Origin of the sequence: Ruminococcus sp. OA3, from assembly GCF_022440845.1 — a bacterium.
Lineage (GTDB): Bacteria > Bacillota > Clostridia > Lachnospirales > Lachnospiraceae > Ruminococcus_G.
The window spans coordinates 885,300-904,742 of the sequence record NZ_JAKNTO010000001.1 but is presented as its reverse complement, the minus strand read 5'-3'; the positions used below and the strand labels follow the sequence as shown (position 1 = coordinate 904,742).

Below are 19,443 nucleotides of genomic sequence, written 5' to 3'. Positions count from 1 at the left end.
AATATATGAAATTTTTGTTAAACCGTTACTATTTACAGCTGATATGGATATATAGACAGACTCGTCATGCTTGCATGTAAGAGGATGACTGTACATCCATATCAAGCCTGCGAAGCAGGAACTCCACCCACATAAGCAGTCTTAGCTCCGTAAGGAGCGAGACTGGAGCCTCAAAGAGGCGACGAATGCGCATGTGGGTGGTGGGCTGTGAATAGTAACATTAAACCAACCCAATACCCCATTATGCCCTGCCCAGCCCTCTTGTATACCGCGCAATCAGCCAGATCACTGGAACTGCTAATAAAAGTTCTGTAAGCGGCATTGCAAACCACATCGCATTCGCTCCCGCCGCCGCAGGCAGGACATAGATCAGAATCCCGCTGATCAGAGTACCTCTGGCAAACGACACCAGAAAGGACGCCGCCGGTTTCATGAGCGCCTGAAAATAATAGGTGGAGAAAATATTCAGCGGAAGCAGCAGAAATGAAATCCCGTAGCATCTGATGATGAAAGGCGCGATTTCCAGCACCGCCTCCGTGGGTGCCATAAATATCCGCACAAAAACGTTGGGAAAGCCAATAATCGCTGCCGTCCACACAACACTGAAAAATCCCGCAGACAGCAGTGCATATTTCAGCGTTTCTCTGATCCTTCCCCATTTTCCGGCTCCGAAGTTCATGGAGATGACCGGCTGAGCCGCCTGACCAACACTGTATGCACAGCACTGCACGATCGTACTGATATTCACGATAATTCCGTAGACAGCGAGCGCGTCCGAACCCAAATACCTCATGATCTGGCGGTTAAACAGCATTGTCAGGATTCCCATCGCAATATCGATGAAAAAAGTGGAAAACCCGGTCACAATCACACGCCGCAGTTTTCCCGCCGCCTGCACCGGCCAGACCAGTCTGAGGGAACATTTCTTTGTGAGAAAATGCGTCCCCATCACCAGAAAGGTGATCAGCGCCCCCAGTGCCGTCGCAAGCCCCGCACCGAAAATCCCCATATCCAGAGAGAACACAAAAATATAGTCCCCGGCAATGTTAAAAATCCCTCCTGCAAGGACACCTGCGGTGGCAAGGCCCGGATTCCCATCATTTCTCAAAAAAGCTGCAAGCATCTGGTTGAATAGAAACAGCGGTACGGCAAATTTGACCGGAAGCAGATACTGCCTGGCGAGTGGAAGCAGTGTTTCTTCTGCTCCGAACAGCGTCAGAAGCTGCCTGTCAAAAAAAATAATGCCAAGCCAGCTAACCGCTGCAAAGACCACGGTTCCGACCAGTGCGACTGTAAAATACGCATTTGCACTGTCTGTGCCTGATCTGTTCCGCCCTTTCTCCGTGGCAAACAAAACGGACCCGCCGATGCCTGTCAGCAGCCCAAGGCTGTATATGATGTTCCATACCGGAGCAACCACCGCGAGCGCCGCGGTACCATTGGGACCCTGGTACTGTCCCACCATCGCCATATCCACCAGACCATAAATGGAACTTATCATGGCACTCCCAAAAGCCGCCGCCAGATACTTAAAATAAACCGTCCTGATTTTCCCCTGCAACAGATTCATAATAACCTCCTCCACACGTTCTCTTCAAAATATAAAAACCGGATAAAATAACAGACATCTCAGCCTGTCACCTTATCCGGCTTACCATTTCCACTGAATGATTCACCCTCCGAGTGAGCAAGAAAATTATAGTATAAACATTATAATATGTCAAGATTTGTATTAATACCATCCGCACATTTTTTCACTTCTCTATCAGTCTCTCGGTTTCATTACCGGAAGATCACAATTGTCCAGCACTCCTTTGGACAGCAGAAAACATACTGCTCCGGCGATCAGCTCCCATGCTGACAAGACAAAAAATCCAAGCGCCATTCCAGGCGTTCCCCCTATCGCAACTGCCGTTATCACCGATGCCGCCACCCCGGGCGCAATGATGATCATAACCGCAAAGCAATAGATCATGATCAGCAGACCGCTGCTTATATTCGCACCGGTAAAACGCATCGACAGATAATTAACCCCAAGTAAAAGAACGGAAAACAGCGTGTACGCCACAATACTGCCCAGAATGACCACTGCACCGGTCCCTGCCAGCAGTCCGCCGATTCCGAAAATCAGAACACTCTCCAGCAGCGTCTTCACCACAGACTCCATATTGCTCCAGACGATCTTCTTAAACGAAGATTCCGGAATCATGTAGATATAATGCGTATACGTCTCCCTCAGTCCCCGTCCTGTACCGATCAGGAAGATCTGCATCCACATCAGTATCTGCAGAACCATCATGAGCTCTTTCGTCATATACATCACGGTGATTGCTGAAATGACAACGATCACAGAAGTGAACGACAAAAATCCCAGCCGGCTCTGCCGAAAACTTTCTCTCACATGTTTTCCAAATAATGCCGCGGCCCCGCTGCCGGAGATCCCCGTCTTCGATACGTTTATCCGCTTTCCGGTATTCTGCGCTTCGTTGATATTGCCAGATGCAGCTGCTCTCTTTTTCTCAAACACCGTCTCGGTTGCCACCAGTGTATCTTCGTAGTAGTCCATCCTGCTCATTAATATATAGACGATCATGCAAAGGCCAAACACCAGATTTGCACTCAGGTACAAGAACCCCTGCAGCAGCTGTCCCTGAAAGAGATATGTCACTCCAGCCGCCGTCCATCCCGCAATCGGTACAAGCTTCATAAACGGCGAACGGACAGCCAGTTCAAGTGCGTGCGGAAACTCCTGCGTCTCTATCATTTTTACTGCCATATACGCAGCCAGCGGCACAAACATAAGGACCGCAATGATCCTGACCGCCATCTTTCTGTGCGGCCTGCTGTTGGTCACATTGTAAAGAAGCAGCGATACGATGGAGAGAACGACAACATCCATCATAAAACAGATCCAGACGAGAAGCAGTCCGCCAAAATCAATGCCGAACATGGCAAATGTACTTGCCTGAAACAGAAGAAAAAAACCTGCAAAAAATGCAACCTTCGCCAGACGCAGGATCCCGTACAGCAGGATTTTCCGAGGGCTGACAGGTGATACAAACAACAGGTTGACATCATTCATCTCAAAGATCTGGTCACCGCCGGAAACACCCTTTGACACACCAATGCCAACAAAAAATGTAATAAATGCAAACAGGACCCCCGTGAACACAAACATCGGCGCCTGCTCTTTGGCACCTGGTTCCGTAAAAAACGACATCACTGCAACTCCCGCTATCATCGCAATGATAAACAGGTACATGATAAGTTTTCCCGGTTTTTTCAGGAGCTCCTTCAGACTGTTTCTGGTGCTTTTCAGGACGATATAGATGAGACTGTTCATTTGCCTTTTTCTTCCCCCTCTGTGATTGAAAAGTAGATATCCTCCAGCGTCTGTCCGTCCGATAGTTCACCCCTGCGGCACAGTGCGGCAATCTTTCCATCTTTCATGATGCAGGTCGTATCCCAGTCCTCCTCCACACTGTCGATCATATGAGTACTGACCAGAAGTGCGCAGCCGCTCTTCTTAAGGTCCGCTATCATATGTTTGATCTCGCGAATCCCGTGCGGATCCAGTCCCACCAGAGGTTCATCCAGTATCACAACATCCGGACGCGGCAATACGGCACAGCAGACACTCACTTTCTGCTGCATGCCCTTGGAAAGCTCCTTCCCCAGCTTGTTTTTCTTGTCCGTCAGCTCGAATCGCCCGAGCAGCTCTTCGGCGTAATTCTCCCAGTCTTTCAGCCGGTAGGCTCTGGAGATGAATTCCAGATGTTCATAGACTGTAAGCATCGGATAAAGAGCGGGTACTTCCGGTACATATCCCAGCCTGCGTTTTGCCTGGGCAGAATGGTTGTCAAACCCATCCACGGTAATCGCCCCTTTAAATCGGAGTAGCCCGCAGATCGATTTAATCAGCGTAGATTTCCCGGCACCGTTTGGTCCGAGCAGTACTGTCAGCTCTCCGGGGCCAATACTGAGCGATACATTGTCATTTGCCAGAAACTTTCCGTATTTTTTTGATACTCCCTCAATCTTTATCACACATGTACTCCTTTAAACTGTATTATGCTATTTTTTTTTCGATTCTTTGATCAGCTGTTTCAGGTCTTCAAGCGCAGACTGATATCTGCTTGACACCATTGTGGGATTTCCGAGAATTCGTCCTCTGTGTTTTCTTCTCGGAGGATTTTTGAGGCTTCGCAGTTTTTCCATCGCCTCATTGACGGCTGATTTCAGCTCGTCCAGTTTCTGCATGGGAACTGACTGCTCCTCCACACTCTTCTCTTCCGGTCTCACATCTGCGAATGCCACCAGGGCGTCCAGACGCCGCTGCATGACTGCCAGATCTTCCTTTGCCCTGTCGATTTTATCCAGCAGGCTGCGCAGATTCAGTGCTCCTATGAAAGAAATCGTAAAATCTGTTGCTATATACGAACTCAGTGCCAGCACGGCTATCAGTGTTGCAAACGGCGGAAGCCAGCTCAGAAAAGTATCGATCGGCTTATGCACAAACCGTGTCATGAGTATAGTAAAAACCCCCCAGGCAAGCGAAGAACCCAGACAGATATATCCTTTGTAATTAAATTTTTTGTAACTGTAATCCCAGTACCTGACCTTAAACAGAGCTTCCATCAATATCCCTGTGACCAGTTCCAAAAGCGTGGCCCCGATCATACCGGAGATGAACGTCAGTACCAGATTGTCCTGGTATGGCGCCGACGCAACCAGCATCATAACTGCACCGCTGCCGTAAATTGGCAGGAACGGCCCATGCATAAATCCCCTGTTGATCCACTGTCTTTTCTTGGCTGATACGTATGCACTCTCCCAGCACCATCCGATAAAACAGTAAATATAAAAACACAGTATCCACTGAAGCATTGAATATTGATACATTACCAGATATCCTCCTTTATAGCCATACGCTGCACTCTCCTCTCTCTGTCAGACGATTTTCCAGATCCTCCCTGTGAAACAGAAAGTTTTTATCTGTATAGTATCTGGCTTTCTGCGGACATTTTTTAACACACGCTCCGCACTTGATGCAGATGCCCGTATATTCCCGGACATCTGCCCTGGAAATGGAACCCATAGGACAAACCTCCGCACATATCCCGCAGTTATCACAATTTTCATTTACATAAGATTTTACTCTGCGAATGTCGATGGGATTTCCATCCGGTCCCTTTGGTTTAAAGTACTCTGACTGAGGACTTTCCCCCGGCACTTCAATTCTGTTCTTCGCCGTCCCATTACAGACCATAGCTGCAAGTTTCAGCGCAAACTGATCAGCAAATGCAAGATCATCCTCATCCGGCCGGCCTTTTGCGAGCACATCTGAAAAGGCATGTTCTCCAACAAATGCAGCAGCGGCGGTACAGACAAACCCGTCTTCCGATAAAATGTCCCTCAGTTCTGCAAGTGCATCATCAAAATTCCTGTTTCCGAACAGAACAACCGGAATCGCCAGGGCATTGTTTCCACACACCGTTCTCAAAAACGGAAGCAGTACATTCGGAACCCGTCCCGCATACACCGGAGTCCCAAACACCACAAGGTCATGCTCTGAAAACGAGTATACCTTTTCCCTTGCCTCCGGATAAGTAAAGTCACACTCTCCCTTCTCACATGCAAACACCTCTGTCAGCTTATCCGCAATACGGCACACTGTTGTTTTCGTTGTATCCGTAGCGCTGAAATACATTGCCCATACTTTCTCTATCATACCCAATCCTCCAGAAACTGACCCGTATCGCCTGAATCAATAAGCCAGTCCTTTCCCTTTTTTACCATATGTAGTGTTGCGCTTCCGCTGTCTTCATTTCCCATAAATGAAATTTTGTAGTCTATCAGAACAGTACAGCCCTTATCCTCGTCATAATGTGTGTCCGTCACCTTAAATGCCACATCCGGACCAATGCCCAGGCTTCCGGCAAGACTGAGAACTCCCGTTGCCTCCAAATGCATTTCCTCACGATATTTATCCTGCAGGTCCTTATCAAAACATGCCAGCATCCCGTCTGTGTCCAGTCCGCTGACAGCCTTCTCCAGCTTCCTCACAGTGTCCTGAGGCGTTTGGGGCTTCAGCAGAAATGTATAAAGAAGCAGGATCAGCACTGCGATCCCCGCCGTAACAGCCGCAATGATCACTCCACTTTTTATTCCCCCTGAAAACTTGTCTTTTACAGATTCCCGGCAGGCCTCCGGCGTCTGTTCCTGCCGGGAACTTCCGCCTTTTTCCAGGTCTCTCAGGTTTCTTGTGGGCGCCCCACATTCCGAACAATACACAGCATCCTCCGCGAGCGGCGTCCCGCACTGACTGCAAAACATGGTCTGTTTCCTCCCTTATTTCAATATCCCGTTTATTATAACACAAAGGACGGTGTTTTCACACCGTCCTTTGGCTGAAACAGGGTTTACGGTTAAACCAGTTTCATCGTATTGATTTTTACGCCCGGTCCCATTGTCGGAGCGATTGTAACGCTCTTTAAAAAGGTTCCCTTCAATGCGCTTGGTTTTGCTTTGTTGATAGCATCTATAAGCGTCTGGAAGTTGTCCGCTAACTGCTCCTCTGAGAAAGAAGCTTTTCCAATTGGCACGTGAATGATATTTGTTTTATCAAGACGATATTCAATCTTACCGGCTTTGATATCCTGAACAGCTTTTGTAACATCCATTGTTACCGTTCCGGCCTTCGGGTTCGGCATCAGACCTTTCGGTCCAAGTACACGTCCCAGGCGGCCTACAACGCCCATCATATCCGGTGTAGCAACAACTACATCGAAATCAAACCAGTTTTCGTTCTGGATCTTCGGAATCAGCTCCTCTGCTCCTACGAATTCAGCGCCTGCTGCTTTCGCCTCCTCTGCCTTTGCATCTTTTGCAAATACAAGGACACGAACCTGTTTACCGGTTCCGTGAGGAAGAACAACAGCACCACGAATCTGCTGATCTGCATGACGTCCGTCACATCCTGTTCTGATATGTGCTTCGATTGTCTCGTCAAATTTTGCAACAGCTGTTTTTTTAGCTAAAGAAATGGCATCTGCCGGATCATACAGTACTGCACGATCTACTGCTTTTGCAGCTTCTAAATATTTTTTTCCATGTTTCATTTAAAATAACCTCCTGTGGTAATTGCGGGTTTTTCCCTCCCACTTATTGTTTGTCAGTTTCAATGGAAGTTTGCTTAAGATATATTTGTCTAAGCCTTATTCCTCAACAGTGATTCCCATACTTCTTGCAGTTCCTGCAACCATACTCATAGCCGCTTCAAGAGAACCAGCATTTAAGTCCGGCATCTTCATTTCTGCAATTTCCTGGATTTTGGCTTTGGAAATTGTAGCAACTTTCGTCTTGTTCGGTACACCGGAACCAGATTTGATGTTGCAGGCTTTTTTCAGCAGAACCGCTGCCGGCGGAGTTTTTGTAATGAAGCTGAAACTTCTGTCTGCATATACAGTGATAACAACAGGGATCAGCAGATCGCCTTTATCAGCTGTTCTTGCATTAAACTCTTTTGTGAACTGTACGATATTTACACCGTGCTGTCCGAGTGCAGGACCAACTGGTGGTGCTGGTGTTGCCTTACCAGCAGGAATCTGTAATTTGATATAACCTTCTACTTTCTTTGCCATTTTTGGCACCTCCTATAATGTGGTAATTACGGGGATTTCCCTCCCACGAGCCGGAACAGTCCGACTCTTTTTACGTTACAATTTCTTGATTTCTGCGAAACTGATTTCTACCGGCGTTTCGCGGCCGAACAGCTCAACATTGATCGTCACAACCTGCTTCTGCGGATTGATACTCTGGATCATACCTGTTGTATCCTTCCATGCACCGCCTGTAACAACAACACTGTCTCCTTCTTCGAAATCGACCATGACATTTTCAGCCTGAATACCCAGGGGCTTCATCTCTTCCTCTGTCAGCGGTACCGGTTTTGATCCCGGACCGACAAATCCTGTGACACCGCGGGTGTTTCTCACAACATACCATGTGTCATCGTTCATGACCATATTCAACAGAACATAGCCGGGAAACATTTTCTTCTGAACCTGCTTTTTAGCGCCGTTCTTCATTTCCACAACATCCTGCATGGGAACACGAACTTCCAGAATCTGATCTTCCAGGTGACGGTTTTCAATTGTTTTTTCAATATTGGCCTTCACTTTGTTTTCGTAGCCCGAATACGTATGAACTACATACCAGTTTGCTTCTGACATTTAACCACCCTTGTCCTTATTTAATCACCAGATTCATAAATTGCAGTACGAGACTGTCCAAAATCACGATAATTACTCCAAGGATCACTGTAATGGACACAACCGCTGCCATTTGCTTTCCAAGTGTCGTTTTATCGGTCCAGATGATCTTTTTAAATTCAGACTTAAGCCCTTTGAACCAGCTCTTTTTCTGAGCCTTTCCAGATTCTGCCATTCTCTCACCTCTTGCCAATTACTTGGTCTCTTTGTGCATTGTGTGTGCTTTACAGAATTTACAGTACTTCTTGGTCTCCATTCTTTCAGGATGGTTCTTTTTCTCTTTTGTCATGTTGTAATTACGCTGTTTACATTCTGTACATGCCAATGTGATTTTTACGCGCACGACTTCCACCTCCATGTGTTCTTTTGCGTTTTACGACAGTCAATTTTTTAGACATAAAAAAAAGACCTACTTCCACGTCGTTACATAAACATACCATGTAAAGTCCTGTTTTGTCAAGTATTTTCAGGAAATATACCGCCCTATATTCAGATTACAGATTTGCAGGAAACAAGCCTGCCGGGCGGACAGGCTTGTTTCCCAAAACTTTTATTATATATGTGACTGCATGCTTTGGATATAATATAATATGAAATCCACCGTCTGTTCTATACCCAGTCTGCCCGTATCCAGTGTCAGATGATACTCATCTGCACTTTTCCAGTTTCCTTTCATATAATACTGATAAAATTTCTCTTTTCTTTTGTCCTCCTGATCAATCAGCTTTTTTGCTTTGGATGCTTTAAGACCACACATTTCCATAACCTTCTGTATCCTTTTTTCTTTATCCGAATGAAGAAAAATGCTGACAAGATCTTTTCTTTCCCGCAGTATACAGTTTGCACCCATTCCGAGTATGATACAGGGCTGACGGCCGGCAATCTTTCTCATCTGCGAAAATGGAATTTCCCCTATCTGAGTACAGCTGTAATTTTCCGCTATCGCATACAGCAGACTGTCATAATATTCCTCTGTCAGAAACATCTTCATGTCCTCATAGAGACCACTTTTTTCAGCCTCTTCCTTCAGCCCTTCTTTTTCATACAGCCTTATTCCGAGCTTTCTTGCGAGCTGTTCGCCGATCTCCGGCGCTCCGCTTGCATATTCCTGCGAGATCGTAAGAATCATATGCTATCCTTTCCCTGTTCCTGTTGTTATCAGTTGCGGCTGGTTTTTAAATCCTGCGGCTCAACTACGACTGCTACAATAACACCGATCAGCAGAGACCAGAATGCAGAGCCTATCCCTAAAAAGGATAGCTGAGACAGTGCAACTATAAATGCAATCACCGCAGAAAGCTGAAATCTTCCCGCCTTAAAGGCATCCTGAAGTGATCCGAGAATGACTCCGATCAGAGACAAACCGCCAATGATATAAATCAAGTTAATCGGCATTGTATCCAAAAACGGTACAACAATACTGGCGAATATCGCCACAAAGGACGTAAAAATCATACATATGACAGCTGCCGCATAGCGGTCTTCCTTTGGACCTGATTCCGGTGATGCTGTCATCGCCGTCATTGGTCCTGCAATATTGGCATTGTGTCCCCCAAACAGAGAAGCAAGCACACCTCCAATTCCGGATATTACTGTCATTGCCTTAACCGGAGGCTCATACCCCTGTCCCTTCAAAACACCTACAGCCTGTGTATTTTCTGCACCAATGACAAGCAGGGTCAGCGGAATTGTAATAGAAATAAAGACCTTTCCCAGGCTTTTAAATGAATAACCCACAAACTTCGGACCGCTCCATTTCAGACCTGCCAGTGCGCTGGTATCATAAAGTCCACAGACCAGTACACCCACCACCACGATCACCAGCGCCGCCAGTACCGGTGGAATTGCGGGGATCTTCAGTCGTGTGAATGCAACCCACGCCGCAATCGCCAGAAGTCCAATCAGCAGCAGCTGAACATTTGTAGTCTGCGAGAGATCTGATGACCAGTTAAACAAATACTGTACGATATTGGTCCCAAACTTAAACAGGCAGCCTGCCGTCATTCCCATAACAATCGGCATGGGTATAAATTTCATCACCCTGCTGACAACTCCGCTTATGCCGAGCAGAAATACAATGATCCCGGACAGCAGATATCCTGTGCACAGCTGCGGAAGCGTCAGTCCGGCAGTCACACCGGACACCGCAATCGCCGCGCCGGAGATTGACCAGGCCCCGGGTATCGGCGTTTTATATTTCAACGAAAGTATTAGTCCGTTCAGGCATCCAAGCCCCCAGCACGCGAATATCCAGGAAACAACCGTCTCTCTTGACCACCCGCAATCATTGCCATAGGCATACAGCAGCAACGCAAAACACCATCCCGCAACTCCAGTTACAATACCCTGAGTGACACTCTTTATATGCACATGCTTTGGAAAATCTTTGATACCATCTATGATCCGATGTTGATTATCCATAACTTACGCCCCCTTTAACAAACCCCTTTTAGCTGTTGATCTCTTCAACACTGCGTCCCTTGGTCTCTGTACCGAATATCAGAGTAGAAACCGCACCAATTACAAAGACAACAGATGCCAGAATGAAAATATAGATCTGCGGCATATTCGCCTGCATCATAGCCCCGAACAGTGTCGGCGCAATCAGCGACGCCATTCGTCCGGCAGAAGAGGTTGTGCCCGTACCGATACCACGGATACGTGTCGGGAACACTTCCGAAGCGTAGGTGTAGATCAGCGACCAGATACCGAAGCTGAACATCTGCAGCAGCCCGCCGAAGATAATGATCTGCGTCATGCTTGTGGCTCCGCCATACATATAGGAAAAGACGGCAGCCAAAATTAAATACGAAAAGATCATCTTTTTACGCCCGACAATTTCCACCAGATAAGTAGCAATCAGGTAACCGGGAATTGCCGGCAGATACATCAATATTACAAAACCGTTGGACTTCACCACATCAAAGCCTTTTCCAACCAGCAGATCAGAGATCCATGTATTGAGACCATAGTGGCCGAACAATACACAGAACCACAAGATCCACATGGTCAGCGTTTTCCTGGTCTGATCTTTGGATTCAAACAGCTGGGCAAATTTTGATTTTCCTGAATTATCAACAACCTCTGCAACCGGATCCGGAATCGGAGCCAACGCTTTTCCTGTACATGCCTTTACCCGATCCTCATAATTGGTTACGATACGCTTTGCTTCCTCTATGTTTCCTTTCATCTCATGCCATCTGGCCGATTCAGGGATCAGGAAGATGACGATGAAAATGCACAGGCCGCCGAGCCCCTGCGCCAGAAATACGGCGCGCCACGGGAAGAACATCTGAAGTATCCATCCATACAGGCCGGCAACGATACACGCAAGCGGATAACCGCCTTCCAGCAGACAGATGCAGCGACCGCGGCTTTTTGCCGGAAACAGCTCTGCCAGCATGGACTGCGTGCACGGAAAATGAGCACCCATGCCGAAGCCAAGAATCAGGCGCAGCGGCCAGAACAAAGTTACACTGCTCGTTATCGCTATAAGCAGACTGGAGATGGACCACAGGCAGATTGCCGTGATCAGCATTTTTTTACGGCCGATTTTGTCTGCCAGTAAACCGGAGATCGTTGCGCCTAAAAACATACCGATATAAACGATCGTTGCAACCAGACCTTTTGTCGTCGAGTCAAAACCATATTCTGCTGCTATGTTTGTCATACAGAAAGTTGTAGTACCCAGGCCAACGGAACCCAGGATCCAGCAGATTTCATGGCATAACCACTGTTTCCACTGCACCGAGCACGTAGGAAGCCTCTCAAGCCGCCCGGAGATATTATTCATATTTTTTTCCATGTTGTCCCCCTTGTTTAAGCCCCGTTAATATTTGCAGTTATCCTGGAATGTCTCCCACATTGCCATGAAGTTTTCAACAGGTACGTCATCCTGAATATTATGTACCGGTGAGAATACAAAACCGCCCCCAGGTGCAAAGAGTTCTATATTTCTCTTGGTCTCCTCGCGCACTTCCTCAGGAGTTCCGTTTGGAAGCGTCGCCTGCGTATTGATGCCGCCGCCCCAGAATACGATATCATTGCCGAACTCTCTCTTCAGGCGTTCCGGCTCCATATTGGCCGCTGCGATCTGAACAGGGTTCAGACAGTCATAGCCTGCCTCTATAATATCCGGTATGACAGCCGTCACAGAACCGCATGTATGCAGTGTCGTCTTGATTCCAGGCTGGCGTTTCTTAATAAATTCATTGAGTTTCTTATGGAAGGGGAATACCAGCTCACGCAGAATCTCCGGTGAACAGAAGGTTCCCCTCTGTGTGCCGAAATCATCCGCCTCCGCTGTGACATCCAGCAGCCCGTCATACTCATCAAACAGATATCCGTACCACTCAACCTTTTTGTCATACAGTTCCTGAATAAACGGTTCGCATCTCTCCGGCTCTGCCAGCATCATTGCCAGCCAGTCTTCATATCCCCATACCAGGGGTCCCGTCTGCATAAATCCGTTTCCAAATACCTGACACGTTGTGGTCGCATATCCCGCAGCACGGTAATCCTCCATTTCCTTTCTGATACCCGGCACCAGTCGATTTGGTTTTGGGAATATATACCTGGCGTCTTCCTCCGCACTCTCTGACCCTCTCAGTGCACAGTCATACAGGTCATAGTACAGGCCATTCTTTTTCGGCATCCTGTACGTGGTGCCGAAGTCATTAGTAAAATAGGTATACTTATCATCTTCCCAGTTTTTCACATAAGGACTCACGTAATCTTTCTGATATCTGATCCGCGCATTCCTGACATCACACTTCAAAAGATCCATAACTTTATCGGATGCGTATACTAACTGGTAGGGTGTCTGGCAGATTTCGAGCTGCTCCTCTTTTAATCCAAAATAGTCAAGCAGCTTCACATAAAAATATTTGGTGAATTTGCAGGCATGCCCTGATCCCAGGTCAAGCGGAATGCGGTCAGGTTCTTTGTGGTCCAGTGCCATTTTTAATCTTTCGCGTGAATTCATATACGTATCCTCCCGTCTGTAATGTATTCCCGATACAACTAAAACCTGCATCTTGTATTGTTCCTCTGTTCAATACAACAAACAACTCAAAAATAAAGATGTATATTTTGCAAGATTTTAGAATTTTTAATCTACATACCTATAATATCTTACTTTTATGTTTTTGTATATATTATTATGTTTCAAAATTTCACAAGAAAGATTGTATCATTGATACATTGTTATTTAGGACGATATTCTATTTTTTTGTAGATTTTTTTGTATTCTTGTAACAATGTGGGGGATTTGATTGCATTCCTTGTTTCAATAGACTAAAATGTAAGTCATACAGGACAACCTTCATATATTAACGGAGAATTTACATCATGCTGGAAAAGGAATTTGCGCAGCGCTTTATTGAAAAGATCAGCGAGTACACGGATTTAAAATTTATGGTTTTTAACACCGAGGGTATTATCATTGCCGCAACAGAGAAAGAACGGGTTGGCGTCTTCCACGAGGCGTCCTATAATATGATCACACAGGGACTTCCCTATATCGTGGTACATCCTCAGGATGTCAAAAAATATCTCGGCGTCAAAAACGGGGTTGATATGACCATCATGAACAATAACAGAATCGTAGGAGGGATCGGTATCACCGGGATTCCTGAAGAAGTAATGGATATTATCACTATGGCAAAGATTACCATAGAAGCCATGCTGGAGCACGAGGTATATAAAGAAGAAATGGATCAGAAAAATAATGAAAGAGACGAATTCTGCAGCCTGCTTTTAAAGTCTGATTCCAAGGATACGGATAAAATCCACCTGATGGCACGTCATCAGATGATCGATCCCGGCATTCCACGTTTTGCTGTCATTTTTGAGGTGATCGACGAGGACTGCAGCCGCCAGAATGTCCTGGATATTCTTTACAGCAGCCCGGGATTTACCCAGCAGGATATTGCCTTTATCAGCAAGAGACAGGAGATTGTACTCTTTAAAAGCATGGACCGGCCACTGAATCAGATCTTCACTGAGTATAAAAATCATATCCGGGATTTTCTGATCCCGGTATACGAAAAACTCCTGAAAAAACAGATTCCGTGTCAGTATTACATTGGCAGCATGCAGAACAAACTGGAGAATTATAAGTTTTCCTACCGGCACTGCACCTGGCTTCGGGACTATGAAAATCCACGATGTTATTTTTATGATTATATGAACGAATACATACAGTCCCAGATCCCCGCTCTTGAGATGTATGGAGTCTTTAATTCGCTGGGTGATCTTATGTCTGACTCGCTGCGGCAGGATTTTGTTGAGATCATAACTGCACTGAACTGCTGCAACTATAACCTGGTGGAAAGCAGCAGATCTCTGCATATCCATAAAAACACCCTGATTTTCCATCTCAATAAGATCAAGGAACTGTACAACATCAATCCCCTGCAGGACGGAGAAGACCGTGCTTTTACAGATTATCTGTGCCGGTATCTGAAGTCCAGAAAATAACAGCAAGATTGACTTTCCCGAAAATCAAATGCTATACTTAATGGAGTGTGGGGAGGTGGAAAATATATTGAAAATTATAGTATCAGGCTCTGATATGCTACAGCATGTCATCTGTAACGGGGATGGCTTTGCACCCGATATCTCTCTTGACAGAATACCCCTTACCGATCGTTACTCCTCAGAAAACCTGTCAAATGTATGCCCTGATAAAAAAACGTGGCTCATCCTGGAGCTGGCAGATTTTATTCATGACGCTGTTCTGACAGAAACTGTGTCAGATGTCCGTGACCGCCTGTCTGAATACGTTCAGTTTATGAAAAATACCCTTGATCCGTCAAGAGTCATTCTCGTCAGGACTTTTTATCCGCAGAAGGCTGTCGACCGGAACCGCGTCAGTACGCTGTACCGCAAAAACAGGGAACTCATTAACCGTACCCTTACAGAAACTGAAGAGTGGATAATACAACAGCTCAAACCAGTCGTCATTGATATTGCCCGGTTCTATTATCTGGATCTCCAGAACAAAGATTACGGTCCGATCATTTCCTACGAGCCATCTTTTTTCGTTCATCTGGAGGCAATCCTTCGAAAAATCATACTGCATAATGTTCATCAGCCCGTATGGAATGCACATGACTGCGGGCTGATGCTTGATCGATGGCTTTCATACTATACCTATCACAGCTTCGACTATCATGATTCCCTGTATACAAACACTGTCATTGACCAGATCGTCCCTTCTTTAAGTAAAGATGTTGTCAGAAGATATCAGCATGAAATATTAAAAATGGCCGCTCATAATGCAGAATCCCTGCATGACCTGCTGGAAACTTTTGATTTTTCAAAGTGCCGGGGATTAAAAACGCTGCTCTCATTGACAGAACTTATTCACTCTGATGGATTCGCGCGGGAATTGAATGATCTGTCATTGATTTTCCGGGAGAATCTCGGTATCCGAACTGTACTGCTGATGAAATTGAAAAAGCTTTATCGCGAGGAAGGCCTTATCACACCGGAATACATCAACCTGCAGAATCTTGAGAATTTCTGGAATGCATGGGTGCTGTATCAGAAGGAAAACTACCGAGGCGCCGCGAAATGTCTGCTCCCGCCCCGTCAGTTTTATCGTATTGCAAGGTGTAATTCTGAATTTTCACTGAAAAAAACATTGGGGAAATACAGCTTTTATCATTCCATTGCCCCTGTGGATGTATGGGGGAGCTATCTGTCCAGAAATCTGGCATTTGCCAACCCGGATGCTTACCGTGTACAAACACATGTCAAAATCAAATACTCCAGTGCTTTACACACGGACCCGGACCGCACCGACAGGCTCCTCAGACGCCATATGGGCTGGATCATCGTGGATATGTTCGCCTTCGGCGAAAATGTTGATATTTTAACTTCAAAGGCCCTGCATAATATAAAGCAACTGGCTGTATCATTTTTCCAGATACTTCGTTCTTTTTACGGGGAACACATTATATTTAACCGGATAACAGTAGCCGGAAGTGATGCCATGGCATTCCAGGATCATCTGATCAAAACGTATCATTTACTCACAGTCCACTCCTCTCTGGATGAATTTATCCCCGGAAAGAAAGTAGAAAACAGCCAGCTTTCACAGATCATCAAACGCGATCAGATGATCTATGCGGACGTGCTGGTCTATTTCTACGGCAATGGTAACGTAGGTGACGATCTTTTTTTCGATATCCTTGTAAACAGATATAAAGATAAAGAATTTACCGTACTTTTACAGTCCGCCTCCGCGAAAAGCTTTTGCAGCCAGTATAAAAATGTGAAAATTTACAGCCAGGACAGCATTCTGAGGGTCAAATCCTGCAACACATTTATTTTGATCGGCGGCTCCATGTTCACGCAGCCTTTGAACTGGTACCGTAAAATTGCCGAAACGAGAGATTTTTTAAAAGTTTCCCGAAAGAAATTTATGCTTGGCATCAATTTCGGACCTTACACCGACGAAAACTATCTGCAGGAATATCGTAAAATTTTCAGACTCTGCAGCGACGTATGCTTCAGAGAACAGTACTCTTTCCACCTGTTCAGGGATTTAAAAAATGTGCGCTGTGAAGCCGACATTGTATTTTCCCAGCGCTACAGGGCCTGTGGAAACACCGGTGCTGCAATCTCTTTGATCTCCCTCTCCCACAGGAAAGAGCTGGAGCAATACCAGGATACGTATATCAGAAGCATGACTATGATGTGCCGGGACATCATCCGGGAAGGCCTGACCGTCCGGCTCCTGTGCTTCTGCGTAAATGAGAAGGACAATGTCGCCGCAGAAGCCATCTGGGAGAACCTGGATGAATCAGAAAAGGCAATGACTGAAAAGGTCTTTTACCATGGGAACCTGAATGAGTTCCTGCACATCCTGGGCAGTGTTAAATATCTGATCGGCACCCGATTCCACGCCAATGTCCTTGGGTTTTTAATGCAGAAAACCGTCTATCCGATCGTCTATTCCCAGAAGACGGTTCACATGCTGGAAGATGCCGGATTCAATGGTGCCTGTGGTGACATCCGGGCTTCCGAACTGATCACCTGGGATAAGGTAAAACAAAATGAAGGGAGTTGTTTAAAGAACCTGGACTTATTAAGAACAAGTGCCGGGCGTCAGTTTGCTGCCCTGGACAGGCATTTTTCCAAAAAGCATTAACGATTCTGCTCGCCCAGTTCCAGCCGTAAAAATGCATGTTTTGAATACAGGGAGAGCAGAATTGCTATGAAAGCTGCTCCGAACATGACGACCTGGGGTATGTTTTTACATGCTTCAAACAACACCCCGTAAGCGGCCTGCCCCAGCGGAGATGCACAGTTGACGACCGCCATTATGGAAGCCATAATTTTGCCGAGCAGATGGGAAGGTGTCTGGCGCTGCACGGCAGCACACATCTGGATTGTGAATAATGTAGACACTGCCATTGAGAAAAAACTCATGACACTGATCAGTATATAACCCCAGAGCTGCGGAACAAATGAACACAGGCCAAGTCCCATAAAGGCTGCAGCGACGGAGCAGATCACAAGAAGCCAGTGACTGTTGCCGAGTTTCCATCTGCTGCCAAGTATCCCTGTCAGACAACCGCCCGCCAGTCCTCCCAGCCCAAGAGCGCCCTGCGTGATTCCCAGCATGACGTCGCTCATCCCCAGAATATTTACAACCATCACGGGAATCCCTACGATGATCACCGCAGACAATACCATATTAAACAGTGCAAGGATGACGACTACCGGTATGAACACCGGTTTCTCATCATGCACGAATCTCCAGCTTTCCCGCAGATCGCCCCGGATGATCGAAAATATCCCTTCCCTGATCTGCTGTCTCTCAACCGGAATCCGGATAAAAATCTCCATTACCGCAGAGCTTATAAAACAGCCAATGCTGACCAGCAATATGGGAGTCAGTCCCCATGTTCCGAATAAAACACCGCCTATGACCGGTCCAAGCAGACTGGACAGCGTGCTGACCATGTTGATCACTGCATTAGCCTGCATCAGCTGTTCCCGTTCCACGAGGACGGGAATGCTGGCCTGCACGGACGGCTGGTAAGTCCCCGAAATACCATACAGTATCATCAGGCAGACGATCATCAGCGGCACAATGGGTACCGAGCCGTGAAGCAGATAAAAGACGAGGATCAGTCCCGCGGTCCCGAAATCCAGTCCAACCATGATATTACGTTTGTTTACCCTGTCTGCCAGCACCCCTCCAACCAGTGAAAAAAGAATCATCGGAATAAACGAACAGGCTGTCACCGCGCCAAACAGAGATGAAGATCCCGTCTCCCTCAGCAGATACAGCGGAAGCGCAAAGCGTAAGATTGCATTGCCAAAAAGGGAGACGATCTGACCGATCACAACAAGCGTAAAATCCTTTCTGAACAATGTCTGTTTATTTGTTTTCATAGTGTTCCTCCTTTTAATTAAACCGACCGTCGGTTTGTATTTATGTAAAAGTAAACTGCCTACATCAGGGCAGTTTACTCTGTGTTTTTAATTTTCTCTCTCTGGTCCTGCAGTATCTGACTGTAAGTTATCATAGCAGTAATCATATCTTCATCAAGCAGTTCAAATCCGATAAAAGCCCTGGTCATCTGATTATATACCTCGCAGCGGGCTCTCATCTCCTTTGGAGTTGTCGGCTTCAGCAGAGGATGCAGCCAGACATCAGCCATCATCATCAACACTTCCGCAACTTCCCTCGTATGTTCTATACGAATGGATCCGTCCGCAATCCCCTCCTCCAAAATGGGCTGGATAAAATACGGTACAACCTCTTCGTAAATCTCCCGGATATTCATCACCAAAAACTTTGGACTGTCCAACAGATAGGGAACCATACAAAGCATCGTCTCCTGATTGGTGTGCAGAAGTGACGTGCGAAAAATCTTTTTCAGCTTTTCAATGCCATTCAGCCTGCTGTCATCTCTGATTTCGCTCAGAATCGCACTATTTTCATCCCCAATACGGGTACAGATCTTTATAAAAATTTCTTCCTTGGATGAAAAGTGATGATAAATAGCACCCTTTGATAATTTTGTAACATTAATAATATCCTGTAATGTGGTTTTATCATAACCCTTCTCTGCAAACAGCCTTGCGGATGTATCCAGAATCCGTTTTACCGTCTCCTCAGGGTATTTATTTCTTGCCATGCCATCCT

Annotated in this window: 19 protein-coding genes; 2 read left to right on the top strand and 17 right to left on the bottom strand. The window is 46.2% G+C overall.

The annotated features are described in order from the left end of the window. Positions 1-241: 241 nt before the first annotated feature. The 15 genes from MCG98_RS04160 to MCG98_RS04090 all read right to left on the bottom strand — a co-directional run bounded on the left by MCG98_RS04160 (position 242) and on the right by MCG98_RS04090 (position 13,257). Positions 242-1,570 (bottom strand): MATE family efflux transporter, encoded by a 1,329-nt coding sequence (locus MCG98_RS04160; RefSeq protein ID WP_240300570.1) that lies wholly within the window; start codon positions 1,568-1,570, stop codon positions 242-244. Positions 1,571-1,765: 195 nt separating this feature from the next. Further along, positions 1,766-3,343, bottom strand: coding sequence for a putative ABC exporter domain-containing protein (locus MCG98_RS04155; protein WP_240300569.1), 1,578 nt, complete (start codon positions 3,341-3,343; stop codon positions 1,766-1,768). After that, positions 3,340-4,047 (bottom strand): ABC transporter ATP-binding protein, encoded by a 708-nt coding sequence (locus MCG98_RS04150; protein ID WP_240300568.1) that lies wholly within the window; start codon positions 4,045-4,047, stop codon positions 3,340-3,342. Before MCG98_RS04150 ends, MCG98_RS04155 begins: the two co-directional genes overlap by 4 nt. Positions 4,048-4,074: 27 nt before the next feature. Next, positions 4,075-4,902, bottom strand: coding sequence for a hypothetical protein (locus MCG98_RS04145; RefSeq protein ID WP_240300567.1), 828 nt, complete (start codon positions 4,900-4,902; stop codon positions 4,075-4,077). A 16-nt stretch (positions 4,903-4,918) separates the two neighbouring features. Then, the gene (locus MCG98_RS04140; protein WP_240300566.1) at positions 4,919-5,731 is read right to left on the bottom strand and encodes an EFR1 family ferrodoxin; all 813 of its coding nucleotides are present in this window, start codon (positions 5,729-5,731) and stop codon (positions 4,919-4,921) included. Next, positions 5,728-6,336, bottom strand: coding sequence for a zinc ribbon domain-containing protein (locus MCG98_RS04135; protein ID WP_240300565.1), 609 nt, complete (start codon positions 6,334-6,336; stop codon positions 5,728-5,730). Before MCG98_RS04135 ends, MCG98_RS04140 begins: the two co-directional genes overlap by 4 nt. A gap of 92 nt (positions 6,337-6,428) precedes the next feature. Beyond that, positions 6,429-7,121, bottom strand: coding sequence for a 50S ribosomal protein L1 (gene rplA, locus MCG98_RS04130; protein WP_028528459.1), 693 nt, complete (start codon positions 7,119-7,121; stop codon positions 6,429-6,431). Positions 7,122-7,217: 96 nt separating this feature from the next. Next, on the bottom strand, positions 7,218-7,643 hold the full coding sequence (gene rplK, locus MCG98_RS04125) for a 50S ribosomal protein L11 (RefSeq protein WP_240300564.1): 426 nt from the start codon (positions 7,641-7,643) through the stop codon (positions 7,218-7,220). Between the two features lie 75 nt (positions 7,644-7,718). Beyond that, on the bottom strand, positions 7,719-8,234 hold the full coding sequence (nusG, locus tag MCG98_RS04120) for a transcription termination/antitermination protein NusG (protein ID WP_028528457.1): 516 nt from the start codon (positions 8,232-8,234) through the stop codon (positions 7,719-7,721). Between the two features lie 16 nt (positions 8,235-8,250). Continuing rightward, positions 8,251-8,448: a preprotein translocase subunit SecE gene (gene secE, locus MCG98_RS04115; RefSeq protein WP_240300563.1), complete on the bottom strand. Its 198-nt coding sequence runs from the start codon at positions 8,446-8,448 to the stop codon at positions 8,251-8,253. Positions 8,449-8,466: 18 nt separating this feature from the next. Then, positions 8,467-8,631: a 50S ribosomal protein L33 gene (gene rpmG / locus MCG98_RS04110; protein ID WP_083963268.1), complete on the bottom strand. Its 165-nt coding sequence runs from the start codon at positions 8,629-8,631 to the stop codon at positions 8,467-8,469. A 195-nt stretch (positions 8,632-8,826) separates the two neighbouring features. After that, the gene (locus MCG98_RS04105) at positions 8,827-9,402 is read right to left on the bottom strand and encodes a cytidylate kinase-like family protein (RefSeq protein WP_240300562.1); all 576 of its coding nucleotides are present in this window, start codon (positions 9,400-9,402) and stop codon (positions 8,827-8,829) included. Between the two features lie 29 nt (positions 9,403-9,431). Next, a complete protein-coding gene (locus MCG98_RS04100; protein ID WP_240300561.1) occupies positions 9,432-10,694 on the bottom strand; it encodes a benzoate/H(+) symporter BenE family transporter in 1,263 nt (420 codons plus the stop codon). 28 nt (positions 10,695-10,722) lie between these two features. Beyond that, a complete protein-coding gene (locus MCG98_RS04095; protein ID WP_240300560.1) occupies positions 10,723-12,078 on the bottom strand; it encodes an MFS transporter in 1,356 nt (451 codons plus the stop codon). Positions 12,079-12,102: 24 nt separating this feature from the next. After that, positions 12,103-13,257 carry a uroporphyrinogen decarboxylase family protein gene (locus MCG98_RS04090; RefSeq protein ID WP_240300559.1) on the bottom strand — a complete coding sequence of 385 codons (1,155 nt, stop codon included), beginning with the start codon at positions 13,255-13,257 and terminating at the stop codon, positions 12,103-12,105. A gap of 365 nt (positions 13,258-13,622) precedes the next feature. Here MCG98_RS04090 and MCG98_RS04085 point away from each other — a divergent pair, with 365 nt between their 5' ends. Further along, positions 13,623-14,753, top strand: coding sequence for a sugar diacid recognition domain-containing protein (locus MCG98_RS04085; protein WP_240300558.1), 1,131 nt, complete (start codon positions 13,623-13,625; stop codon positions 14,751-14,753). 67 nt (positions 14,754-14,820) lie between these two features. After that, the gene (locus tag MCG98_RS04080; RefSeq protein WP_240300557.1) at positions 14,821-17,433 is read left to right on the top strand and encodes a polysaccharide pyruvyl transferase family protein; all 2,613 of its coding nucleotides are present in this window, start codon (positions 14,821-14,823) and stop codon (positions 17,431-17,433) included. Here the strand turns inward: MCG98_RS04080 and MCG98_RS04075 are convergent. Both MCG98_RS04075 and MCG98_RS04070 read right to left on the bottom strand, forming a co-directional pair. Beyond that, positions 17,430-18,686: an MFS transporter gene (locus MCG98_RS04075; RefSeq protein WP_240300556.1), complete on the bottom strand. Its 1,257-nt coding sequence runs from the start codon at positions 18,684-18,686 to the stop codon at positions 17,430-17,432. The genes MCG98_RS04080 and MCG98_RS04075 overlap by 4 nt on opposite strands. A 74-nt stretch (positions 18,687-18,760) precedes the next feature. Then, on the bottom strand, positions 18,761-19,435 hold the full coding sequence (locus MCG98_RS04070) for a TetR/AcrR family transcriptional regulator (protein WP_240300555.1): 675 nt from the start codon (positions 19,433-19,435) through the stop codon (positions 18,761-18,763). Positions 19,436-19,443 lie beyond the last annotated feature (8 nt).